At 58.5% G+C, this 23,811-nt stretch carries 24 protein-coding genes and 1 pseudogene; 18 read left to right on the top strand and 7 right to left on the bottom strand.

Annotated elements, in window-relative coordinates:
- The first annotated feature begins 1 nt into the window (after position 1).
- The 14 genes and pseudogenes from NDO75_RS24415 to NDO75_RS24350 all read left to right on the top strand — a co-directional run bounded on the left by NDO75_RS24415 (position 2) and on the right by NDO75_RS24350 (position 14,453).
- Positions 2-1,114 (top strand): hypothetical protein, encoded by a 1,113-nt coding sequence (locus tag NDO75_RS24415; protein WP_310909241.1) that lies wholly within the window; start codon positions 2-4, stop codon positions 1,112-1,114.
- Positions 1,114-2,235: a hypothetical protein gene (locus NDO75_RS24410; protein ID WP_310909240.1), complete on the top strand. Its 1,122-nt coding sequence runs from the start codon at positions 1,114-1,116 to the stop codon at positions 2,233-2,235. The genes NDO75_RS24415 and NDO75_RS24410 overlap by 1 nt, the downstream gene beginning before the upstream one ends.
- Entirely contained in the window at positions 2,228-4,435 is a 2,208-nt protein-coding gene (locus NDO75_RS24405; RefSeq protein ID WP_345784922.1) for a transferase, read from the top strand. The genes NDO75_RS24410 and NDO75_RS24405 overlap by 8 nt, the downstream gene beginning before the upstream one ends.
- Positions 4,428-8,273, top strand: a complete 3,846-nt coding sequence (locus tag NDO75_RS24400; RefSeq protein ID WP_310909238.1) for an ATP-binding protein — start codon at positions 4,428-4,430, stop codon at positions 8,271-8,273. The genes NDO75_RS24405 and NDO75_RS24400 overlap by 8 nt, the downstream gene beginning before the upstream one ends.
- Positions 8,270-9,154, top strand: a complete 885-nt coding sequence (locus NDO75_RS24395) for a DNA primase (RefSeq protein ID WP_310909237.1) — start codon at positions 8,270-8,272, stop codon at positions 9,152-9,154. Before NDO75_RS24400 ends, NDO75_RS24395 begins: the two co-directional genes overlap by 4 nt.
- The gene (locus NDO75_RS24390) at positions 9,151-10,662 is read left to right on the top strand and encodes a primase-associated protein (RefSeq protein WP_310909236.1); all 1,512 of its coding nucleotides are present in this window, start codon (positions 9,151-9,153) and stop codon (positions 10,660-10,662) included. The genes NDO75_RS24395 and NDO75_RS24390 overlap by 4 nt, the downstream gene beginning before the upstream one ends.
- Positions 10,663-11,276: 614 nt before the next feature.
- Positions 11,277-11,717 (top strand): hypothetical protein, encoded by a 441-nt coding sequence (locus tag NDO75_RS24385; RefSeq protein ID WP_345784921.1) that lies wholly within the window; start codon positions 11,277-11,279, stop codon positions 11,715-11,717.
- A 158-nt stretch (positions 11,718-11,875) separates the two neighbouring features.
- Positions 11,876-12,148, top strand: a pseudogene (locus NDO75_RS24380) (sugar-specific transcriptional regulator TrmB); the annotation flags it as partial.
- A 23-nt stretch (positions 12,149-12,171) separates the two neighbouring features.
- Complete coding sequence (locus tag NDO75_RS24375) at positions 12,172-12,363, top strand: hypothetical protein (RefSeq protein ID WP_310909358.1); 192 nt, start codon at positions 12,172-12,174, stop codon at positions 12,361-12,363.
- Between the two features lie 225 nt (positions 12,364-12,588).
- Positions 12,589-12,879, top strand: coding sequence for a hypothetical protein (locus NDO75_RS24370; RefSeq protein WP_310909233.1), 291 nt, complete (start codon positions 12,589-12,591; stop codon positions 12,877-12,879).
- Positions 12,879-13,205 carry a hypothetical protein gene (locus NDO75_RS24365; RefSeq protein ID WP_310909232.1) on the top strand — a complete coding sequence of 109 codons (327 nt, stop codon included), beginning with the start codon at positions 12,879-12,881 and terminating at the stop codon, positions 13,203-13,205. Before NDO75_RS24370 ends, NDO75_RS24365 begins: the two co-directional genes overlap by 1 nt.
- A gap of 71 nt (positions 13,206-13,276) precedes the next feature.
- The gene (locus NDO75_RS24360) at positions 13,277-13,579 is read left to right on the top strand and encodes a hypothetical protein (RefSeq protein ID WP_310909231.1); all 303 of its coding nucleotides are present in this window, start codon (positions 13,277-13,279) and stop codon (positions 13,577-13,579) included.
- Positions 13,580-14,092: a hypothetical protein gene (locus tag NDO75_RS24355; protein WP_310909230.1), complete on the top strand. Its 513-nt coding sequence runs from the start codon at positions 13,580-13,582 to the stop codon at positions 14,090-14,092.
- A 31-nt stretch (positions 14,093-14,123) separates the two neighbouring features.
- Positions 14,124-14,453, top strand: coding sequence for a hypothetical protein (locus tag NDO75_RS24350; protein ID WP_310909229.1), 330 nt, complete (start codon positions 14,124-14,126; stop codon positions 14,451-14,453).
- Positions 14,454-14,597: 144 nt separating this feature from the next.
- Here the strand turns inward: NDO75_RS24350 and prf1 are convergent, their stop codons facing one another.
- Positions 14,598-15,674 carry a peptide chain release factor aRF-1 gene (gene prf1, locus NDO75_RS24345; RefSeq protein WP_310909228.1) on the bottom strand — a complete coding sequence of 359 codons (1,077 nt, stop codon included), beginning with the start codon at positions 15,672-15,674 and terminating at the stop codon, positions 14,598-14,600.
- Positions 15,675-16,531: 857 nt separating this feature from the next.
- Here prf1 and NDO75_RS24340 point away from each other — a divergent pair.
- Entirely contained in the window at positions 16,532-17,428 is an 897-nt protein-coding gene (locus NDO75_RS24340) for a DNA-binding protein (protein ID WP_310909227.1), read from the top strand.
- 139 nt (positions 17,429-17,567) lie between these two features.
- On the opposite strand, the gene NDO75_RS24335 is transcribed toward NDO75_RS24340, so the two are convergent.
- The 3 genes from NDO75_RS24335 to NDO75_RS24325 form a co-directional block, all read right to left on the bottom strand.
- Complete coding sequence (locus tag NDO75_RS24335) at positions 17,568-17,750, bottom strand: hypothetical protein (protein WP_310909226.1); 183 nt, start codon at positions 17,748-17,750, stop codon at positions 17,568-17,570.
- 220 nt (positions 17,751-17,970) lie between these two features.
- Positions 17,971-18,633 (bottom strand): hypothetical protein, encoded by a 663-nt coding sequence (locus NDO75_RS24330; protein WP_310909225.1) that lies wholly within the window; start codon positions 18,631-18,633, stop codon positions 17,971-17,973.
- Between the two features lie 49 nt (positions 18,634-18,682).
- On the bottom strand, positions 18,683-19,447 hold the full coding sequence (locus NDO75_RS24325) for a hypothetical protein (RefSeq protein WP_310909224.1): 765 nt from the start codon (positions 19,445-19,447) through the stop codon (positions 18,683-18,685).
- 178 nt (positions 19,448-19,625) lie between these two features.
- On the opposite strand from NDO75_RS24325, the gene NDO75_RS24320 reads away from it, so the two are divergent.
- Entirely contained in the window at positions 19,626-20,552 is a 927-nt protein-coding gene (locus NDO75_RS24320) for a transcription initiation factor IIB family protein (RefSeq protein WP_310909223.1), read from the top strand.
- On the opposite strand, the gene NDO75_RS27825 is transcribed toward NDO75_RS24320, so the two are convergent.
- Both NDO75_RS27825 and NDO75_RS24310 read right to left on the bottom strand, forming a co-directional pair.
- The gene (locus NDO75_RS27825) at positions 20,549-21,037 is read right to left on the bottom strand and encodes a hypothetical protein (protein WP_345784920.1); all 489 of its coding nucleotides are present in this window, start codon (positions 21,035-21,037) and stop codon (positions 20,549-20,551) included. The two genes, NDO75_RS24320 and NDO75_RS27825, sit on opposite strands and share 4 nt — an antisense overlap.
- 17 nt (positions 21,038-21,054) lie before the next feature.
- Positions 21,055-21,606 carry a hypothetical protein gene (locus NDO75_RS24310; RefSeq protein WP_310909221.1) on the bottom strand — a complete coding sequence of 184 codons (552 nt, stop codon included), beginning with the start codon at positions 21,604-21,606 and terminating at the stop codon, positions 21,055-21,057.
- A gap of 136 nt (positions 21,607-21,742) precedes the next feature.
- On the opposite strand from NDO75_RS24310, the gene NDO75_RS24305 reads away from it, so the two are divergent.
- Entirely contained in the window at positions 21,743-22,624 is an 882-nt protein-coding gene (locus tag NDO75_RS24305; protein ID WP_310909220.1) for a hypothetical protein, read from the top strand.
- A gap of 124 nt (positions 22,625-22,748) precedes the next feature.
- Here the strand turns inward: NDO75_RS24305 and NDO75_RS24300 are convergent, their stop codons facing one another.
- Positions 22,749-23,414 carry an HD domain-containing protein gene (locus NDO75_RS24300; protein ID WP_310909219.1) on the bottom strand — a complete coding sequence of 222 codons (666 nt, stop codon included), beginning with the start codon at positions 23,412-23,414 and terminating at the stop codon, positions 22,749-22,751.
- Positions 23,415-23,561: 147 nt separating this feature from the next.
- Between NDO75_RS24300 and NDO75_RS24295 the strand changes: the two genes are divergently transcribed.
- On the top strand, positions 23,562-23,750 hold the full coding sequence (locus NDO75_RS24295; RefSeq protein ID WP_310909352.1) for a hypothetical protein: 189 nt from the start codon (positions 23,562-23,564) through the stop codon (positions 23,748-23,750).
- The last annotated feature ends 61 nt before the right edge of the window (positions 23,751-23,811 follow it).

Below are 23,811 nucleotides of genomic sequence, written 5' to 3'. Positions count from 1 at the left end.
CATGGTTGATCTCATCGACGTTGTCTTGGAGGGGTTCAAAGACGTCGTTGACTGGGTTGTCGGCCTCTTCATGGATGGTCTAACAACAGGATACAATACTCTCACCGAGGAGATGTTCGGGACTCCTACCCCTCAGACAAACGGACCATTCGTTTTCGGGGAGCCGACGAATGCACCCTGGTCAGCGATTCAAGATGCACTCGTCGGTGGCGAGATAATGCTCATCGCGTTGCTTCTACTCGTAATGAGCGTACAAGGACGCCACACCATTCGAATATTCAACATCGGCAGCGCATACGAGGCGAGGAAGACCAAGAAAACCGCGTGGGTTGGTGCGTTTCTGATAATCGTCTGGTATTGGGTCGGTGTCCTTTCGCTCTACATTGTCGATGGTTTCTCAATTGCCCTGATGCCCGGTATGGCATCGCTTCGAAATGCTATGCTGGGGTTCCTCAGTGTAACACTGACCAACCCGGGGTTATCGCTGTTATTTGCGCTAATCGGAGGTATCTCGATGTGGGCATTGGAGGCTCTGTTTTACATCCGCGAGATTCTCCTCTACGTATATCTCTACGGAATGCCGATTGCGATTGCTATTGGATATGGGAATATCCCCGTTGTGTCTGATATTGCGATGGGATTCTGTAGGCGGTTTGTCCCCCTTGCCGTCTTGCCGCTGCCAGCCGCGATAGTATTCAAGGGATATGATCTGATATACAGCGGCGGAACCCTCACACCACAGACTGCATTCCTCAAGTTCCTCGTCGCTGCCTCACTCCCTCTAGTTGCGCTATACATCACTTGGAAGACGTTCAAGTACGCGACTCCACTGACAGCCAGGGTTGTCGGAGGTGCGACGAAAGGAGCCGCTCTCATCGGCGGTGTCGCGGCTGGTGCCTACGTTGGCGGAGCGGGTGTCGCGACGACAGCAGCACGGTGGGGACCGAAAGCAGCAGCTGGCCAGGCCATCGCACAGAAAGCTGCTGCTCGAGGCGGGCACGGAACTGAGGACGGAGCCCCATCGTACCGTCGAACCGAGAATGACCCCGGTGGGGCCACTGCAGACGCATCGAGTGACAAACGCGGAATGGAGTACGATCGAGGTATTCACTAATGTCTACAGATCCAGACGCGGCAGCGCGGCGTATCATGAACCAGTTTGGCGAGGAGAGTCGCATCCCCTACCTCAACATCGAGGAGGGGGACGTCGGCGTGCTCATCGCCTTCCCCATCATCGGGCTCTTCATCGCGAGTCTCACTGGCGTCGAATCGCTCGCTCTCCCGTTCGTAGCCGGTGGACTCGGGTTCGGTGTTGCTGTCATCTACGTCTCTCCCGATCACCTGAACGCGTGGACGTGGACGAAGGACGTCTATCGATACGCCAAGCGCCCACGAGTCACTTTCAGTGCCCCAGAATCAGCCGATAGTACCACGAACGAGACCGAACGAAACGAGGGCGGGCTCGCAAACTACACACCGTTCAAACCAGACGAGCGAACGCAGGATCTCACGAACATCAAGCGGGCGTGGCCCGGTGCTGGGGCGATCCAACGGACGGACGGCACGATGGAGGCCTTTATCGAGATCGACCCGGGGAACATGGACTTCGCGATGTCCAACGACTGGGCCCAGCTCCAGAACGCGGGCGAAGACTTCGCCAACAAGGAACTCGACTCGAAGCTCAAATTCCACGCGACGACCCGTTCATTCCCGGTCGAGCAAATCACAGAGACCATCGAGGAACGGCTTACCGACGAAGACGTCACGGAGAATCCGATCTTCCGGGAACTCCTCGAGGAATATCGAGAAACACGCCCCAGAGAGATGCGTGACCGTGGTATTCAGCAGATGCGATACTACCTTGGCGTCGAGGTCACACCGCTCGAAGTCTACGACCGCTTCCGAGACGAGGGGACGCCCGCCGAGAAACTGACCAAGTTCCCCGTCATCGGGTTCCTGTTCAATCCCTTCGTGACGCGACGTGAGGACCTCACCGATGTCGAACGTCGCGCCCAGATGTTCGAGAAGCTCGACAGTCGCGTCAACGACGTTCGCGCCGAGTTCATTCAGCAAGCGTCTGGCTGGTCTGCTCGCCGGCTCAGTACGGTCGAACTGTTCGTTCTGAACATGGACTTCTGGAACGGACGAGAGCACGACTACGACGAAGCAGACCGCGTCATTCGCGAGCAACCGATCATCGGCCACTCACGCCGGGAGGATGAGACCAATGCGTAGTGTCACTCTCCAAGCGAGCGGCGGGCCTCTCGCCCAGCTCACAGAGTGGCTACTGAACCCAACATCACCCGAAGGTGTGGCAGTTTACCTCCTATTGGTTGTGGCCTTCGGGGTCGTCGGTAAACTCCTCTGGAACCGGCATACCGCCGACGACGAACCCGAAGTCGACTTTTCGGATGTCCTTGACGAGGAGACGCTTGAGGAGGGTCATGCAGAAGGCCAACTCCTCGACGACATCTCCGAATCTCACAAGACGGTGACTGCGCCAGCAGCCATCGAGTGGGAGACACGAGCCGCACGCGTTGGCGAGCAGTGGACGACGACGCTCTACATCGCTGACTACGCCGACTACCCGAACGACGGCTATCTGAGCGACCTCTTCGAGCTGACCGACGTCGAATTCGACCTCACAGCTCACATCACGCCGAAGAACCAGCAGCGAGCGCGGAACGAACTGCAGGACATCGCTGACGACCTCCAGGTTGACGCCGATCTGGAACAGAGCGTCCGCAGTGCGTATCTTCAGGAGCGAGCAAACGAAGCCGCTGCGACCTACAAGGCCGTTGAGAGCGGAGCGAACGTCTTCGACCAGGGGATGTTCGTCACGGTCCGCGCCGCCGACAAGGACGACCTCAGGGACTCAGTCCAGAAGGTCAAGAGCGCCCTTCGCGACGACCCGGCGAACCTCACGCCGAAGACCGCAATCTGTCGGCAGGACCTCGCGCTGCAGTCGGCAGCCCCCATCGGAGACAACGTATTCGGGCGAGAATCTATCGCCCTTGGTGGAGCCGTTGGCGCACTGCTCTCGTCACCGCATAATGCGACGATCCTCGAGGAGGGTGGCGTTGAGTTCGGGATTCACAAGGACAACCAGAGTCCAGTCGTCATCGACCCGTTCGCCCGTGACAACGGGTATGCGATGTTCACCGTTGGCGATACTGGGTCTGGGAAGTCGTTCGGCTCGAAACAGAACTTCATCCGCTCGATCGAGCAGAGTAAGGACCGCATCGGAATCATCCTCGAACCGCTCAACAACTGGGCGGGCGTCTCCGAAGCACTCGGTGCAAAACGCATCACCGTCGGTGGGACGCTCGGTCTGAATCCTCTGGAGATCCGCCAGACACCCGACCACGTCCAGCGGGCGATGGGTGAGGACGCGAGCCCGTTCAACGAGAAGCTCGACGACGCAATGAGCTTCCTGACGAACTTCTTCGCACTGCGTGGTATCTCGCTCGGCGACCGGAGGACGACGCTCGAACTCGGTCTCAAGCGCGCCTACAAGCGCAACGACATCACCGACGATATTTCGACGCACGGCAACCCCAGCCCGACCATCCGGGACATGATGGACGTCTTCGAGGACATGGTCGACGACCCCGAGGAGTTCGTCGTTCGTTCCGACGAGGAGGCCGGGAAGATTCGCGAGGACGCGACGTGGCTGCTGGACCAGCTTCGGCCCTTCGAGGGGGAAGGTCGCCACGCCAATCTCGGGAAATCCTCGGAGTTCGATATTCGTAACGAGAAGGTCATCTACCTCGATCTCGCCCAGCAGGAAGGCAGCGTCGATAGCAGTACGGCGCTGACGATGCAGTTGCTCATCTCTCTCGTGTACGAGCGGGCGAAAGAGACGGACAAGGAGGTCGTGTTCGTCATCGACGAGGCACGCTACATAATGCAGGACGCCGCGAGTCTGGCATTCTTAGAGACGGTGTTCCGACATCACCGTCACCACGATCTCTCGATTCGTCTCGTTACTCAGACCGTCGACGAGTTCTTCGAGCACGCCGAGTCCGAAGCCATTCTCGACCAGTGTGCCGTCAAGCAGTTCCACCGACTGGATGGAATGGACGACCAATGGGCCGACGAGTTCGGGTTGAACTACGCACAGATGCGCTACGTACAGGACGCGGTCCCCGGCAACGAGGACGCTGGCTTCTCCGAGGCGCTCGTCGGCGTCGACGGTGAGTGGCGCGGCATCAAGGTTGAGGCGATGCCTAAGGAGAAGCAAGTCATTGACTTCGACCCGACCGAGCAGCGGCGTTCTTCGCTCCCCGGTGCGGGTGAAGGTGCAGTTGATACGGATGTGCAGGAGTTCCAGGAGAAGCTGGAAGAGCAAACGACTGACGGACAGTCGAGTGACGCGGAATCCATCTCCGCCAAGCCTGACGGCGGTTCGATGGAGGGGGAAGACAATGCGTGAGTATCTCCGAGTCACGCCAACATCAGAAGGCCTGGATCCCGAGGGAATCCCTCGAGTCCTCGAAAGCCTGCACAAACTGACAACGGCGGGGTCAACTGGACTCGCGCAGAAGCTGAACCCACTCCACAGTAAGACACCGCCCAAGTTCGAGTTTCTCGCACTATCTGAGGGAGCGGACGACCCTGTTGAGTTCTTCTACGGCGCCGACGAGCATCTCGACACACTCGAAAAACGCCTTCGTTCGATCTATCCCGAGACATTCGACATCGAACGCGTCGACGTCGACGTCGCTTCACGGCTCATTCAGCCAGTCGAATTCACACCAGCAGAGTTCGTTAAACACTACGAAGCAGGGCAGCTACAGTACGAATTTAGTACCGACGAGCAGCACGAACTTGACAGCGAGAAGCGTGACCAAGACCAGACACCAACGACCGAAGCATCCTCCCTTGCAGATGGTGGTGCCACAGTCGATTCGTCCCATGGCCACTTCGTCGAGATTGGGGAGACGGCGCTTGAGCTTGGATCTCCAAATGCAGTTCCGGACGAGGGGCCACTGACGACACTCGAAAAGCCAACCGAGACGGCCGAGGGAACGATACTCGCTCGGCCCACCGTCAACGCCGTCTCGCCAGTCGGCGTACGCTGGTCTGGTTCAGCCACCCGAAAGAAAGACTGGATGACGTCGTTGACGCCCTTCGCATCCGGGGACGAAGACGACGGATTGGCTGCTATCGACCAGCCCGGTGCGACTCTCGCGTCACTCGTCGACCACCTGATGGAGGCGGCGTCACCAGTAGCGTTTCAGGTTGTGTTCCAGCGACGGACAAGCTGGCAGTCCGACGCCGAGATCAGAAAAGAAGATCTCGTCGACGGACGGGACACCTTCTTCCAGGAGATCGTTGGTTCCTTCCTTGAGGTCGAAGATCAGCGGAGCAATCACGACGAGAAACAGCTCAGCGAGTCAGTCGCCAAGCGCATCGAGTATATCGACGCGAAGAATCCCAAGCGGTCGTTCACTGCTAACATCAGAGCAGTCGGCGTTCCGACCGATGACGAAGCCCGCGACGACCTCGCGGCCCAGATGAACGCGCTTCGTCCTGTGTTCGACCCAATCGACGGCCCCTATTACGAAGTCGAAGGAGAACGACTCCGTACTGGCGGCTTTCGAGAAAAGACAAAGGAGAAGAACGCTCAGACAGCCCTCCAGCAGTTGCTTGACCGAGAGATTACGGCGGGTCGGGGCAAGACCCGACCGGATTTCGTCCTCAGCGGGGCGGAACTCGCGAACTTCGTTCTTGTCCCATCGTCTGAGCAGCTCACAGTTGAGGGAACACGCGGTACTCGCGCTGAACAGCAAAGCCGGAACCCGCTTCCGTGGCCCAATCCTGACCTGGTTCAACAGTTCCAAAAGGGAATGGCGATCGGGTATGCACTCGATGAGAACGGATCTCCCCAACCGGACCCGATTCGGATTCCACCGAATCTCCTGACGACGCACTACGGTCGGTTCGCCTCGACCGGTGGCGGGAAATCGAAGGCGATCATCAATGACGCGTTGTCCCTCCGGGAGACGACTGGCGGACCCGTCGTGATCGTCGATCCGAAAGGCGACGGAATGTGCGCGAATTACCTTCGCTGCCACTACGAGCGCTTCAACGGGGTGGACGACGTCTACCAGTTCCGCGTCCCAGAGACAGTTCCTGCGTTCTCCTTCTTCGACATCCGGCCTGCGCTCAAGGCCGGACGGAACCGTGAAGACGCGATTCAGGATAAGGTTGACCACTTCCACGACATCATGCGGATGGTCATGGGCCGCGAACAGTATGGACAAGCGTTTGTCGCGAACGAGATCCTCAGCTACCTCATCAAAGCGCTCTTCGATGAGGAATACGGTAGTGACGCCTTCGGCCTCGATGACCTCTTTGCGGCTGCACTCCATATGCAACGCGAGCGGACAGTCCCTCCGGTCGCTGCTGAGAACCAAAATGTCGAGGAGTCGCTGACGCGCCACTTCGAGAAGGATGACCGTCGGTTCCAGGTGTCGATGGACGCCGTCGGAAACCGTCTCGACAAACTCAGAGAAGACGCGCACCTGCGACGTATCTTCAGTCACGTTCCGGAACAGGGCGATGACGGCGAATACGTCGACAACCGATTCGACTTCCGCGAGTTCCTCGACGAAGATGCCACGATCCTGTTCGACCTGGGTGACCTCCGTCCAGAGGCACAGCGAGCAATCACACTTCTCCTGTTGAGTAACCTCTGGGACGCGGTGCAGGTGCGTCGGCGTGATGGCAAGACAAACTACGAGAAGCTCACCAACCTCATCATTGAGGAAGCAGCTCCCGTCGCCTCAACGAAACTCGTTTCCGAGCAGCTGCTTCCCCAAGGTCGGTCCTTTGGCCTGAGCATGGGACTGGTGATGCAGTTCCCCGAGCAAGTCAGGAATCGAAGCGAACGCGCCTACAACGAGGTCCTCAACAACATCAAGACGAAGCTCATCGGGAACATCTCCATCGAGCGCGACCTCGCCGAGTCACTGGCCCACGAAGACTTGAGTCCTACTGATCTCCGAAACCGGATCAACACGCTCCCCAGTGGGGAATGGATCGCGCAACTTCCGAGCCCCTCATTCGGGGAGACGGGTCCAGCCCCATTCTCGGTGAAGCCGCTCCCGATAGCAGCCGGCCACCCAGAAAGCGACGAGCCGCTTTCTATCGAACAGGAGGACCACTTCGAGACCGTGGCCCTCCCCCGACTGTCCGAGCGGACACAGACCCAGTACGGGCTTGCTGAGGCCACTAGCGAATCAGAGGCCGGAGACAACGAGGGATGGGGAAGTAGACCGACGGATGAACGGTCGACATCCACAGAATCGGCTAGTCCTGTGGACACGACGCAGTCGTCGTTCATCGGACAGGCAACCAGTGGTTCAGCAGCCGACGAAGAGAACGAAGGAAACGAACGAAACGAAGGGAACGAAGGGGAAGACAGGAACACCACCAACCCGCTCTTTGGAGATCCTGAGTCAACTGAGTCAGAAGAGCTAGTCGGTGAAGAAGAGGAGACAGTTGTCGACGAGAACGGATCGTCACCAGTACAGGCTGGTGGTGTAACCGTCCCGGATGACGAGCTGCGACGGCGCGGGCTTACTCACGACGACATCCGCTTCCTGACCCGCATCCTTGACGTGATGAATGGCGATGCACCGAATCATGGACTCTTGGATTCAATGAGTGCGTTCAAGAACGACTTTGACAACCTCGACGTGCAACGGCTCGTCGATCAAGACCTGCTGGAGGAAGGACGAGCGTGCGGTCGGAAGTACTACACCATACTCCCGGCAGGGCGAGAACTGCTCGGCCAGAAATTCAAGGTCGGCCCTGGTCAGGGAGATGTCGGGGAAAAGACGCCGCACAAGGTCGGTGTGAAGCTGCTCGAACTGTGGTTAGACTCCCACGAAGACGTCGCACAGGTCGAATCCTACTATGAGTACGATGAGGAGACGGTATTCGATGTTGCCGGTCTCGATGCTGACGGAGAACTCGTGTGGGTCGGTGAAGCTGAACTCGCGAGTAACAACAAACACGCGCCGGTCGACGACTACGACAAGCAGAGTGCAGTGGATGCGAACGCTGTCTGGGCGTTCAACAGACGCGAGACAGCCATCGAGGTGCTGGACTGTCTCTCAGAGGCTGATCGAATTGAGAGCAGTGTGAGCGGGCGTGCAGCCCGGTCGTTTTCGGACATTCGAGAGGCCGTTGAATCGTTCGACGCAGCTGGGCTGACGACGATTCGGAGCTTCAACAAACTAGACCAGGAGTTCAATTCATGAGTTGGCGACAAGCGACTCGCGAGGAGATCTACAGGTACTACGCCGAGGAGTTCCCCTCATACCGTGACGAACTCCCGTCGTTCATCACAGCGAAGGGACCGAGACAGTACGCACTCGCGTTTCGGGAACCCCACCCAGTACGGAAAGACGGAGTCCCAAACAAGGACTTCATTCGGCGAGATACATGGCAGACGAACACCTCCGGGGAGCGGACCACCGCAGCGTTTCAGGAGTTCGACGACGTCCTCGAATTCATCCGGCATCCAGCACGGAATGATCCACTCGGTCGGAGTAACTTCGCGCTCGCAGATCCCGACCTGCTTGACAAACCAGACCCGTGTCCAGATGCAGTCTATTACGCGCTGGATCACTGGGAGCGACCCTGGGTCCTCCTCGTCGACATCGACGCGAAAGATATCGCCAAGAACCGAGCAGCGGATACGGTCTCGGAAGACGTCGACGACCGGGACGATGATACGCTTCTCAACGCCGCAGGAATCCTCGACGCCGCTCCCAAGGGGTATCCGTATGCCTTTGAGGATATCGAACGGGCCATCGAGTACGGCTTCGAGGTGCGAGATATCTTCGAGGACGACTTCAACGCCGAGGAGACGGTGGTGGTGTACAGCGGCCAGGGCGTCCACGTCTACCTCCTCGACAGTGATCCATCCCATCGGTACGACGCCAAGAGTCGGGAAGTGCTGAACGACCTTCTGCAAGACACCTACGAGATTCCCATCGACCCAGTGGTCACCGCCGACCGTCGTCGAGTCGCCCGACTGCCCTACTCGTTGCACGCTGACGTCTGCAGTATCGTCACGCCGATAGAGAGCCCGAACTTCGACGTTCAGTCTGCGACACCGGAGATGCTCAAGGGATGACCCGGTCGACGCCTGTCAAGGACGAGCACACCGCCTATCGCGTTGCGACGCTCCCACTCGAATACGGCACGACCCGCATCAACCAGCTGTTCACGCGGGGCTACAATCGCTACATCGTCGACGGCGAAGACCAACCAGACGATCTGTTAAACGACCTCGAGCGGTTCGGGACAGCGGCGTTCAAAGAAGACGTCAGGGCCAATGCCGCAGAGGAACCGTTCGTCGACGATCCCGGAACGCTCGCCGTCCTCGCGACGTTGAGTGCGATCTGCGTCAAAGCACATCCGAAGTTCGAGCACGCCCCACCACGAAAGGTGCAGGTCCTCTACGATATTCGCGAGCTCTATGTCAACAATCTCGCGTCCCTCCTTCGAGAATTCGGTGACGGGAGTCTTCAACAGGATATCGCAGAGGTACTGTACGCGAAAGATCCCGGAGAGGACGGTCCGCACCCCGGCCGCGTTTGTACAGGGATCAAGGAGATGCCCGAATTCGGTGAGGGATTGTATCTCGAAATCCCAATGGCTGCAGCATCGAGGAAGTGCCTCGTCCACGCCGACACCAAGACAGGAGAGGCCGGAGAACTGCTCACTCACGTTAAGGACAACTGTCTCTACGTGCCGGTCGGCGATTTCGATACGAAGTATCGCGAGTACGCCAGACGGGCGTTCAAGAAGCTCCTGCGAGTTCAGGAGGAGAACCTCTCCGAAGACCAGCTCACGTGGCTAACGACGAATGAGTCGGCCATCACAGAGCGCATCGACCGCTTCATCGAGACAGGACACCACGAACGAATCTGGCGAGACTGGAACCCTGGGGAGCGGACCATCCGTGTGCTCCGGGACGCGATTCGAGACGCTCCAGACGAGGTCGTCTCACTGGGGGAGTTCCACTCGGCGAAGGAGCTGTTTGAAGCAGTAGAGGCGTACGACCCAGAAGCGGACTGGAAGCGAGACGTGTGTAATCGTATCTCCAGTCCTCGGAGTCTTGGGAATCTCCTTGCATCTCAACGCGACCACCGGAATCTCACTATCCGACAGCACGGAAATACGAACCACTATCGGATTCAGGAGTCTTCGCGTGGCGTCCAGCCTCTTGACGTCGAGTCGATCGAAGATCTGTTCGAACTCCCCTGTATGGCGAACATGGCCGAACGCCTCTACGAAAAGAAGCCAGTCCGGAAAGATCTGTACAGCTTTGCTCGGATGGTGATGTGGCTGCCCCAGTACCAGGACAGTGACCTCGAGACAATTGTCGCAGACCTCAAGGACATCTTCTCACGGTGGCCGTGGTACGACGAACAGGTCACCGACTACCAGATTCGCTACGAGTTCTCGAATACGATTGGTGGCGACACCCCACTTCCGATGAACTGCGACAACGACGATATGCAGCGGTACTGCATCGGCCAGGACCAGTGTCCATACTCGATTTGGGGGAGCCTTCCCTTCCCGGACGAGATGTACGACCAATTGAATGAGACCGAATCTGCCGGCGAAGAGTTCTAGCTCTGCTGGGAACCAATTGGATGTGATCAAAGCGACCCTGATGGAAGTCTTAATCGCTGATGGTACGTTGAGTTTCAATGGGCGAATGAACCACATATATAATTTTTATGAGAGGTGGGGTTTGAAGAGGTTAGAATCCTCGTCGTGCACTTTTCAGGCACTGTACCATCTGTTTTCAGCCGAATAGAGTTATTTCTGTACGAGTCGCAACGAACCTCCGTCAACTGCTGTAATTCGCGGTTGTCGAATCTTGCCCAGAATTTGATACCGTTCTCTCGAATTCGAGGTTCTCACCACCTCGTCAAGTACAATTACTTCGGATAGCCGTGTTTGAAGTTCGTCGAGGACATCAATAGCGCCTTAGAACAGCCCGACGAGCCTATCGTCAAATCTAAGCGGTTTTTGGTTCTCACTGTACCTCCAGTATCATCCAAAGGAAGGCTAGGGTACACCGGTGCAAACGCCGCTGGCTCTCTCCGGCCGAGGGGCCAGCAAACGAGAGTGTCTATAGCAAACATATCAGAAGACACTCATTGAATGGTGACGCGATTCGCGGTGAATTTTCTCACCCCCCAAGAGGGGTGAGGGGCGCAGTGAGCGCCCACTGAACTACTATGTCTTCAGAACACGAGCGACAGCAATCGCGGCTACGTAGCGAACAGATAGAACAATCAAGCGATGCGCCGTGGGCGGATCTCGAACTGACGGTTCCCAACGAGAGAAGTCAGCTCTCAATCGTCTCATTCGTCGAGTGTGTCCTCGTGGAGCTTACCCACGAAGAGGTTGGTGCGGAGTACGTCTCTACGAACGTATGGGGAGCGAAGCGAACGCAGTTCATCCCCGTCGACGACAACGGGGAGATGTTCCGGAAACGGCACTACGATGAACGACTTGGGTGGCACGAGTCGACGGTCAGTCGGCGGGCTGTTCGTGAGGATCTCATCAGCCGGCTCACTCGGTCGTCGTCCCAGGCAACTGATCGCAGTCACGACGTGCCAGTCAACAATCCAGATACGTTCAGCGTCAAACCGGCTCGAAAGCTCCAGATGCGCTGACCGAACCTGAGTTAACCAACAACCTCCTGGGATCGGGTCTAGTGTTGGTTAATATCGTGCTCCATTCGAAGCCAACCAGGCGGCACCCAGTACGCCTCACTTGCCGGAGAACTCTTCCTCGAAGTAAGAACGATATTCGTAGCCCCGCAAGAGCACGTATGCCCGACACAGCGTCCACGGACGGTCCCCCTTCTTTCGAGGACCCATTTAGCGAGGACGACGTCGAACAACGCATCTACGGCACCATCCTGCAGACCCGGGAGCCGACGACGGCAAGCGCGATCGCCGAACAAGCAGAGTGTGACCCGAAGACAGCCCGGAAATACCTCAGCTGGTTCGGAGAACTCGGCATCGTCATACGCCATGACGGCCATCCGGCCACCTACGAGCGCAACAACGCGTACTTCGAGTGGCGACGCATCAACCAGCTCGTCGCCACTAATAAAGGGACACAATGAGTACGTTCGATACAGAGATGGCGTCCAGCACCGATTCCTCGGCGACGGTCGACGAAGAAGTCCGCCGACTGTACGAGCGGTATCAGGCGGCCGAGAGCGACGCTGAACGCCACCAGATCGCCCTCGAGATGGGAAAACTTGACGGACGCCGCCATGCGGAGATCTACGCAACGCTCGAAGACGGGTGAGTCAACAGGCTCTCAGCGGCTCCGTAGCTATTGACGACCGCTTTGCTATCCAGTGACGACGCCTCGTGGTTAACCGACCATCACGACGTGCTAACGCTTGTTGTCGGTGGAATCGAAGACCGGATCACGGCCCTCTGGAGCGAGTAAGGGCCGCGGTCTCGCGTGGAGTGTTTATCCGCGCCAGAAGGCGTGCAGCGCGCGACAACGTGCGCAGCGTGATTCACCATGGATGATCCCGATCCACATGACGACACGAGTGCCGACTATGAACAGTTCGAGACTGAGCTCCTCGCACAGGACCGCGACGTCAACGGCGTCAACACGGCGGACATCGACGACACGACGGCCAAGAGCCAGATCAACGAGCTCCTCGACGCGGACGTCGTCACTCCAGTTCCCGAGGACCGCGTTCTCGTTCACGAACCGAGTGGTACTGCGTTCGACTCACCGACGCAGCTAGCCGTCTTCCACCGTGGCTGGACGGTCGCCTGCGATGCCGACGAGGAGGCCGAGTAATGCAGCAGACGCTCACGGGGTGTGCATTCTGCGACACTCCGCCCGGCGCCGAGGCTGGCGAGGCGCATACGTGGGGTCAGGATGATCGGGTTACTCACCCCATCTGCGTCGACTGTGCGATCCAGTCGGGGCCGGATCCCGACGAGCGCGATCACTACGCCTGCGACGGGTGTGGACTCGTCGTCGACGCGCTTGCAGCGCTGACGCGGTTCCGCGTGGAACTGGGGCATCTCGAGGGGGCGTTGCAACTGTGCGAGCACTGTAGTCCAGGGGGGCTCGCAACGTACTGGACACGTGATCTCAAGGAGCATCTCGTGGCCGAGTGACGGTCGGCCGAGTGAGGCTCACATCGTACACACGAAAACGGCTAAGTGCGTTGGCTCACAATGTACACATCATGAGCACCGATAAGAAGCGCGTGCAGTTTCGGGCCCCCAATCGGCTCATCGACCGCGCCGACGCACTGGCCGCAGTCCTCGGGGAAGACCGAACAGACATCCTCGTGACTGCGCTTCGGGAGTACCTCCAAGACGCCGCTCACGACGACGCACTCACCCAGGAGATCGCTGCCGCCTATTACGACGATGAGATTACCTTCGAGCAGCTCAAAGCGCTCGTCGGCGCCGAGGAGGCGGCAAACCTCCGGGTGTTGAAACAACAGTTGGACGAGGACTTCATCGACGAGGTCGCCGACGCATAGATGTCGCGGCTTATCGCAGACGCCTCCGCCCTCGTGAGTCTCGGGATCGTTACTGACGACGACCCCGATCCACTCGCACTCTGTCTCTCCCGGTACGAAGTCGTCGTCCCAACAGCGGTCATCGATGAACTCCAAGAGATCGCCTCCTACGATGACGTCCATGGACACGCCGCGTCCGCCGTACTCGACCAAGCAGAGTCATTCACGACACAGTCAGTCGATCTCGACGCCGAGTTTCCACTCGATGACGGTGAAAACGCGGCGATCACGCTCGCGAACGATCTCGATGCTGCGCTCTTCCTCTGTGACGAGTTCAACCAACTTGGCTTGATCCACGCCTCACTCGCTGATACCCGACTCGTCACGACACCGACGCTGCTCTCGGTTCTCGTTCGAACTGAACACCTATCAGCTGCCGATGCGCGGCTGCTCCTCGATGCGATTAGCGACGCCCGTAGCTGGGGCGCGAACAGTTACGTGCAGCGAGCTCGCTCATTGCTCAAGGAGCCCTGACACCGTGGAGAATACTTCGAAGTGAACAGGAATGCCCGATAACGACGCTCTCTACGACGTTCGTGAACGAACCAAGAATCCCGAGCACGCATCAGTTGACGATGTAGTCGAACTCGTGCTCGAACGCGCACAGCATCCCCGGACGGAGCACCGGGACGGGCATCTCGACGAGATGATGGCTACTGTCGTCGACAGGTACGGGACCGACTCCGTCAAAACCGTTATCCATCGTATCCTCGTCGACCACTACCCCTTTCGGACTGCCACGCACGACCTCGAGATGCGCAACGTAGATGGCATTCGTATCGGGACGGCAGCCGGCCAGTTCCTGACAGAATTGAACGCACAGGACGACGGTTGAGACCGGTGTGACGATTCGTGTCTCCAAGAGCGACACCGCACCCGCCCGGTTTACACCGATCGAGCTTGTTCATGCGACCGATGACTGCCTCCAGACCCGTACACTGGGACGCTAGAACAGCTATGGCGTCCAAAACAACTCGGCTTAGTTAATACGGAACCGGAGGAGCGCTCCAAGGCCTCCGAATGCAGTATCGAACTGGGCACCTCGATCGGTGTCAGTCGACACAACGAGACACTCACCGCCTTGGTCGGTCGTCGTTTCCTCGAGCTCACGAATCTCCGCTGGTGGCCGTGCGTCGGAAACGAGAAGGACGTCGACTGCTCCATAGTCGAGGGCGGTTTGCGTTTCATCAGCTCCGTAGGCGACATCTCCACCCTGTCCCAGCGCCGTGAAGAACCGATCGAGAGCTTCCCGTTCCCGTCGGCGCTCAGCATCAGACAGTACGTCCTCGGCACGCTCAACGAGCTGCGAGAGTCCCTGCTTGGTTGCGTACTCAATCGGATAGACGCCTAGTATGTGGTCCCGCAACTCGTGGTGGAGATAGTCACCCTGCTGGAACTCGTCGACGGTGATCGTCGTCCCGCCGAGGATGACGCCATCGACGGTGGGCTCATCGAGGAACGTCTGTTCGGCAGCGTCGGCGACCTGCTCGAAGAACTCGTGTTTCTGTCGGTCGCGCTCGCGTTCGAATCGCTGCGCACTCTGGCCGCCAGCACGGGATTTTCCCATCACTTGGCTCTCGAAGGTCCGGCTGGAAACGATGCGTTCGCCGGCGAGGCGACCGAGGGCGGCACGGCCCCGTTCGAGGACGACCAGACCGTACACCTCTGACGGGGTGAGCGCCTGCTCGACGGGGGCGGTCTCGAATTCAGCCGCACAGCGATACAGCGAGACGTCGACGTGGATGTTGAGATCGTCGAAGACGGCGTCCTGCAACTCACCGTCGACGACACCAGCGTAGATGACGAGGCCGCTTGGTGGTGTCTCTTCGTACGCTTGGAGGAGGCGTCGGATGCGTCCGAGAGCGTCCTGGACGTGAGTTCGTGTCTGATCGGATTTGATGTTCGCAGCCTGTGCATATTCTCGGTCAATACGCTCACGAACCGCATGGAGTGATTTGTCTGGCGGGACGGCCACGGTGATGAGCTCGGTGCCCTCGCCACGGTAGTTTGTGAGCTGGTCGATTCGATCGCGGAGTTCGTACTCGGTAGTCTGCATTTGTCTCGGTGAAAGCGGCGTCGCTGCTCGATGAGAAGGCGATACACCCGCCGGCGCTGCTACTAACTACGAAAGAACAGAGCAAGCGCTCATCGTCCGCACGTTCACCCGTTGCACCGGCGGTGTGTGGTGCATACTATGTAGTTCGTGACGGTGCAGGATAATGCTTCCGTCGAGACGGCAGGGGGTGGCCGAGAACGAATAGAAAGCCCTCGGCCGCTCGGCATCCCGCGACCCACACTGCGCTCCTCGTGCCTGTGGTGCTTGCGGGGTCGGGGGACGACCGAGACGACCTCGCCCTTTCTGAGTCCACCAGGATATCGGCTGTGTCACTGAGCGTCGAGTCCGGTTGAACAGGTTCTTTGTTACGGCACGCCCCGCTCGCCGCTTCCGCCCTCCGCGTCGCTCGCGACCGACCATTCCGGGCGTGCGGGCGCTCTCCGCACCGCGAGCGCCCGTTCCGGGCTAAAATGAATCTGGTCTCGACGCCAGCGGGTATCCCCGTCGGTTGCGCCCCTTGCGGGCTTTCGCGTTCCAGGGCTTTGTGCCGCTGCGCTGTCGCGCGCCACACGGCGGCGCGCGTTCTCGACGACAGTCGCCCTGGACACGGTCCCGCACATCGGGCCGGACACGAACGGGCATATCCCGCTGGACGCTTGCTCCGGGCGGGTCGGCGCGCGGTGCTGGTTGGGTGACCTTCCTTTGGCGCTCTCGCTCGCGCCCCAGGGGGCGCTCACGAAGGCGCGAGCGAGAGCGCGCAGATGGTTGAGTTGGTCGTTGTGGTCAGCCACGGCTGGAGAGTCGTGGTGTCGGAAGAAGACGCCGAGTGAGCGCCTTCGGAATTGTGGAGAATTCCAATGTCAAGTAAGAACGTTCCCAGTGAAGTAGTTTCGGTCGATGAACAGGCATTCGAAAAATCAGACGAAGCGGCAGTCGATGAAGACGGCTTCGAGGTCGTCGATGAGACGCCGGAGTTCCAGGCGACGGTGCAGATGGAGGTACAGGCAAAGGTCGATGCAAATCACCCGGACGGGATGGTCGACACCAGTGAAGAGCGGATCTACGGTGCGACTCTCGAACAAGAAGAGCGCATTCGGGCGCGAGAGGCTGAACTGGAGCGCATCAGTGCCAAGGCAGAGATGGGGACGCAAGAAGGTCGGGAAAAGCGGATGCGAGACATAGCAGCGAAGCGGAGCGCTGAGCGGCGTGCAGAGTTCCAGAAGCGGGCGGCGAGCGTGGATCCGTGGGCGGACCCAGAGCGGGACGATCCTCGTGCAGAACTCAGGCAGGAGCAGTTGGCGGCGGTGAACAAGCAGTCGATGCGGCTGGCGGAGAAGCTGGATGGCTGGTCGCGAGCAGCGATTGGTCGGCGGCTGGGTGAAGCCGTAGTCAGTGGAAAAGACTTGACGAGTGCAGTCGTCGGGGTGTTCAAGGAGTTGCAGACGGCGCCGGGACAGGTAGTTCCCATCGGGATGCTCGAGGACGTCAATCGCAAAGAGGTGAGCATCGAAGGTACTGTGACGCAGTTGTGGGAGCCGTCAAGTTCAGCCATTTCCCAAGTGGGACTTATCGAAGACGAAAGTGGACGGACAAAGTTCACCAGCTGGGTTGCGAGCGACCAACCCTGGATTGAGGAGGGAGAGCACGTTCGTATTCGTGGAGCGGCGAAGAACTGGTACAACGGGCGTGTCTCGGTGGCGCTGACCGGCTGGACCACGGTGAATTTCCCCGAGCGCGGTCGGTGGTGGGAGTAGCCGGTCGTCGCACCCTTCTTTTTTGCTACGTGCCGGACCGACCCAGGCCCCTCCTCCCCACCCACCGCTACGTGCTCACTTCGTTGCGCGCGCAGCCACAACCTCGGGGACAAGATGGGGTCTGCTCGAGAGACAGTCGTTACTTGAACTCGACCTCAGAGCGGTTGTCAAACAGCATAGGCTCAGCATCGAGAGCACTTGCGACTCCACCAATCAGACAATCGAAACAGTACATCGCTGTGAGCGTCTCCCCGTGGACACCTTCCTCAAAGAACCCGCCTTCTTGAGCAGCCTGCTGCTCAGCCCACTGCCCTTCAGTCATAGTCTCGAAATCCGGTTCATAAACCCGATTGTGGGTGCCGACTAAGACAAACGGCTCTGAGCAATTAGGGCATTCCCACTTAGACGTCTCAGAGTACCCATCCTGGACGAGAGACATGGCCTTCGATTTGAGGTCAGCGAATTCTTCGCCTTCTTGGATCGCGACCTCTCGGTTGAATAGGACATCGTTCACCCCATTTGCGACGGCAGTCCAGAGGTTCTCATGTATCGCGGAAAGGTACTCGCGGCTCGTCGAGTCGATCTCCCCCGGCTCGTTTCTGGACTTCCCACACCGTTGGGATTCCCTTCGTATATTCCCAGTAGACTGCCGAGAGGAGACTCATGACGAATGCCTCCTTGACAGACTTGAGCTCTCTAACGCGATTGTACCACTGCTCGAATGTCGGCTCCTCGAGCTCAGAACGATCATAGTCAGCTGCAATGATGACCGGGATGTCGAACTCCTCTTTTCGATCGTCATTGTCGGTGACAGCAAAGACGAGGTCAATACTCCCCGGTGCATCCCATCCAACCGCCCCTTCGGTTTCGTGCCCGTGTTCGAAGAAGTTCTTCAGGTCTTTCTCAACTTCCAGCACCATATCCTGCTCCTCATAGATGACTCGATAGTCGCCGCGCCTGCCTCTCATTTCCTTGTCGAGGTCCCCCGCAATTTCAAAGCCGTAAGCCTCGCTATGTCCCTCAAGATAGTACCGGACCCAGTACTCTTTGTCCAATGCAAACTCAGCTTCGGCTTCTGATTTCGCAACCGTTTCGCGAAGGCCATTCAACACTCGCTGCCCCCGTTCCTCTGACGTTTCTATTCGGAATGGGCCTGGAGAGCCAGTCAGAAGACCGTCAATTGTCTTGTTGCGTGTCAGTTCCATTGATTTGAACCATTCTTGTGGAGGGGTATTTATACTGGCGTCGGGACAATCACGGACGGTTCGATATCCAGAATTTAGTCGTGGTTAGTGATCCACTCCGAATGGAGCGGCTGAGCGTACAGAATATGGGTATCTCCCGAATTAGCTCTGAGCCAATCACACATAGCATCACCAACTCGTGTGTATCTCTTCTCCTCGTCTCAGACGTATCAAGTACTGGTCCTTGATAGAGGTAGTTGTAGTTTGAGAAGATGACAAGGAACGTCTCAGTGTGATCGGGAAGTGCAGCGAGTTCCTCCAAATCAGACTCAATACTGTTGGAGTCTGTTTTCAATGATTCCACAAGGTCGTCGACGCCAGAGTGCGTCGGGAAGTAGTTCTTGTTCTTGATGTACTTCAGCTCTATCGCAGTTTCGAAGTCCTCTGGATCGAACCGATTCGACCCATCATTCCACTCAATCGCGTTCTCCAGCGGGTTGCGAAATACCACGACGTCGATCTGTTCCCGCCATCCGTCCGCAGCGGTGAGATGATCCTGAACAGCTACCTCCGTATGTACTCGAGATATTGGGTTTTCAATCCCTTCCGCCGTCTGCTGAATCTCCTTTGGATACGGGAGTTTGTAGTTCGCCATGTTATTGCTGCTATACGTGAGTGATGCATCAGCGAAGTCAGCATAGAGGGAATCCCGATTCCGAAGTTCGTGTCGGAGAGCCTCTGCCACGCGGGTCTGGAGATCTTGTTCGAGCAAAAAATCCAATGGCCTCTCGATGAACGCCTCCGCAATCTCATCTAAAATCCGCTGATAGTCCATATATCGCCATCCAGAGAGACGTATGTAGAAGTTCTGGTGAAAGAGAGATTCGAGATAGGCCAGTCGAGAGGGTTCAAAGTTCCGGAGAAAGTGCCTATCTGATTCGCCGGAGTTTATTTTCCCCTCAATGGGTGAGGGGTTCGCCGTATGGGCGAATCTCGATAATTGGTGAGAAAACATGGCGACTAGAGATATCTACGAAACAAGCTTCGACGAGGACGTCCAGACAAACTCCAGCACGAACCCATGTCCGGAGTGCGATGGTCGGGTCACTACCAACTCGGTCGAAACTATCTGTGAAGACTGTGGACTCGTTATTGACGAACAACGAATCGACCACGGTCCTGAATGGAGAACTCACGATCAGGACCAGCGAAAGCGGACGGGCGCTCCACTGACTGCGGCACGGCATGACCGAGGGCTGTCGACCGAGATCGGTCGCGGGAAAGATGCGAACGGGAATGAACTCTCTGGACGAAAGCGCCAGCGGCTATCCCGAATGCGGCGTGAACAGACTCGTGGTCGGTTCCAGTCGAAAGCCGAGCGAAATCTCGCACATGGCCTGGGTGAAGTTCGAAGAATCGCGAGCGCCCTCGAGCTCTCAGGTTCGGTCCGTGATCAGGCGTGTCAACTGTTCCGGAGCGCTCAAACCGAAGATCTGCTTCGAGGCCGATCAATCGAGGCGATAGCGGCAGCAAGCATCTACGGAGCCTGTCGCTGTAACGGTCACTCGCGGTTACTCGACGATGTCGTCGACGCAGCACGCGTCGAACAATCGAGAGTCGCAAATGCGTACAAGACGCTGAATACAGAACTCGGACTGCCGACCCAGCCTGTTCGACCGAGCGAATTCATCCCCCGTCTCGCGTCGGAACTCGATATTCCAGCGTACATCCGACAGCGAGCTCGGAGGCTGGCCGAACAGTCAGAATCGACAGGAGTAGCGTCGGGCGTCAACCCATCAGGATTCGCAGCTGCCTGTCTGTACAAGGCGGGTCGCGAAGAGGGACGATGGCTGACACAGGCGGAAGTCGCTGCGGCGGCGAGCGTCACAGCGACGACTATACGGTCGCATCGAGACACGCTGAACGAATTGGCGGGTTAGACTGGCCAGGTAGGGAGTGAGGGAGTGTCACCGTCCCACCGGATCGAATTGACTGCCGATGGGAGCTGTTGAAGGCGATCATCGAGGAGAGCGAGTGGGTGCGCATCGAGAAACGTCACCCCATGCCGATCGACGGGCGTGTCTTCGTGATTGAGTTGGATGTGGCAGGGTCCAAGGTCCGGATGGTCGGCATCCTGATGGAAGCCGAGCATCAGGTTCCGATCCGGTTCGACCCAGTTGATGCGGTAGTATTCGTGATCGGTGCCAGCGGGATACCAGAAGCGAATCTCCAGGCGTGCAGTCTCCGTGTCGTAGGAGTCACTCAGGAACGTTGTCGGATCGACATCCGTGATAACGTACCGAGGTCGTCGTCGAGACGGGCGATAGCGCACATTCTCACAACCGGCCTGATTCGTCAATCGGTCGTGAACATCCCGGAGGAGGGTCCGCTGTGTATATCGGTCGCGACCAGCAAGAAAAATCATACTGTGAGAGAGGAGGATTAGCTAGTGGCGCGGTCAGCTACGTCGGTCATTTGTTCGCGGGCGGCTTCGACATCCGAGTAGAGTTCTAGTGCGTGCTTGATGAGGCGGCGATCTTCCTCGCTTTCGCGCCAGAACGCGATGATGTCGCGCCGTTCGCGGATCTCCGCACTTGCGAGGTCGCCGTTGGCGAGCGACTGTTCAAGCTCCTCCCACGTCTCGACGTCGTAGGTGGCCTGCCACCCCTCGATCTCCTCAGTGATCGCAGCCAATTCGTTCCGCAACTCCTCGCGCGTGTTCTCCTCGATGAGCGTTCGGATTTCCTCGAAGAGCAGTCGCGTGTAGTCCGGCTGGTAGCGCGTGGTCTCGCCGGCCTCGACGCGGCGCAGCTGGCCCTGGTCGACGAGATCCTGGAGTTCCTCGTTGGTCGTGCTCCAGGCAGCGTCGGCCTGTTCGCTAATCCAGTTGACCGACCGCGGTTCGCGAAGCGTCTCGGCGACCGCTCGAATACGGTCGCGGGCACTCATCGACTCAGTCCACGACTGGGCCCCATCTCGTGAGGATTCGGACATGCTTGGCACCTCTTGCGACAGTGTTAGCGCTGAACTCCCATATATGTTTGTACCCTCTCGTATAATCAAGAGGACATTACGAACGAGGGGGTCCTGACGTTGAAATACGAAGCCGACTGAAACTATGAGCCAACCGATGCACAACCGATATACTGACTTTGCAGAACTGCGGCCGACCGGCGAGGCGTCCCACATTCCGGACACGAGGCTGGACGACGGGTGTGAAGGTGACCCCCGTCGACAACGCGTCGCGACGAGCTCTGGTGGCTACCCTGATGCGCCGACGGTAACCGACGGCGAGTGCCGGTCCTGTGGGGCGTCAGTCCCAGACGGCCAGACGAAATGCCGGTTCTGTCTCACCAACCATCTCGGAAGTGACGCCACTAGCACGGACGAGACAGCGTCGACGACGTTCCTCGGCATCGTCCACCTGGTCGTCGAGTCGACGACGTTCTACGGCGCCGTGGCGAAGGGCGGCGCCGCGGCGAACCTCCTCTCTGCCAACGAGGCGGAGCCGGCCGTCGACGACTACACGCTCATCTACGATCTCGACGAGGCGCCGGCGCGCCAGCTGGCCGAGCAATGGCCCTCACTCCCCGACGCGGTACAGGTGTCGTCAGAGGAGGGAGATCGGCTTCTGAGTGCTGCCCGTGACCGGGCTGGGTGGCACGGGCAGGAAGCGTCGAAGCGCCAGGAGCAGGCTCCGACGCGGCTCTACGACCAGCGTGGGGAGGGTATCCGCGACGCGTCGCGTCTCGACGCGGTCCTCGACGACGCCGACGACGCGGTGTGGCTGGTTCCAGCGATGGCGCTGACCGAATCTACTGGCGAAGCTGCGGCTGATCGCCAGGCGTCGTCGGTACCGACGACGCAGGAACTCGAGTGTAAAAACTGTGGACGGGCGACCGACCATCGGTTCAAGACCCACGAGTCGGTCCCGGATGAGGCGTGGACGGGGCAACCGATCTGGGAGTGCCGGGTGTGTGGCTCGGCTCGCTACGGACCCAGTCTCGAGTAGCGCCAGTGCTGGGCGTCGATTAACCAACATAGACGAGTGGATCCAAGTATTGTTGGTTAACAGCTGTTCGCAATGGGGCTTCTTCATTCAGTCTGAAGCGAAAAATGCCATTCTGTACAGCAAATCACTCTTCCGTTCCGGTGCCAGTTTCACTAGCGAACTGGGCGAAGAAGCTCTGCATAAAGTCCCACCGCGACTCTCCAAGGCGTCGACCCTGGTCAGTATACAACGCATCAAGCCGCTCGCGTGCCCATTCACGCAAAATATCGATGTCCGGTTCCTCGGCCTGCTCTACACTGAGCGTGGATGCATCATCGATAACGGCATACTGATCGCCAGTACGTCCCGAGCGCTCACCAACGATACAGGCGAGTCGAATGAGTCCGACTGCGCCAGTCGCATCGAGCTTATCAGCATCAAAGAGCAGCTTCGCCTCGATCGTCTCTGGGTCGGGAGAGCTCGCCCGGATGCTGTGTGCTCGGAGACAGTGTTCGATGGCTGTGATCCGGTCAGTCGCCACGTCTTCAGCCTCGAGAAGGGCTGTGGCCTCGTTGGCCGCCCATTTATCGTGGTCATCAATCACCCCGACGCGTTCGAGTGGCCGCCCAATATCGTGAAACCACGCTGCTGCAGCCAGTACGTCTCGGTCAACACTGTCGGGACGCTGATTCGCAAGCCGGAGTGAGACATCACGTACTCGTTTGGCATGGAAAATATCGTGCGCGGGGAAGGCATCGGCATAGTACGGAATCGAAAGCTCTCGAGAAAGGGGGCCTAATCTGGAGGGCATTACTACCAGATAGTCACCACAGGGCGCTTAGTGATTATGAAAGACACACTCCAGCTTACCGTTCCAGCGGTTCCAGATACAGATATTGGAAACATGGTGGTCACGGTGGGGAGTCTATCCGCGCCGGCGAGCGGTGAGGCGCTTCCGATGGAGCAAGAGTTCAAACAGGGCTACCGGATGCATCGTGTACTCAGCAATCTCAACCGACTTGACGTCGACCGATTGGACGCCGCGGATCGAGAGCGAGTTGAGACCGCGAGAGACCTCCTGAAGGAGGTGAGCCTTCTCACGCGGCCGGGCGACGGAGCCGGGGCGGACGCCCACTCAGACTCCTAACTGAAGTCGCCGGCCACGCCTCGGGAGGCACCTCTCACGTCGGTTTATCGCCCCCGACAGG

The organism is Natrinema sp. 1APR25-10V2 (assembly GCF_031626495.1).
Lineage (GTDB): Archaea > Halobacteriota > Halobacteria > Halobacteriales > Natrialbaceae > Natrinema.
The sequence above is the reverse complement of the archived record's forward strand: the minus strand, read 5'-3'. Positions and strand labels throughout refer to the sequence as shown.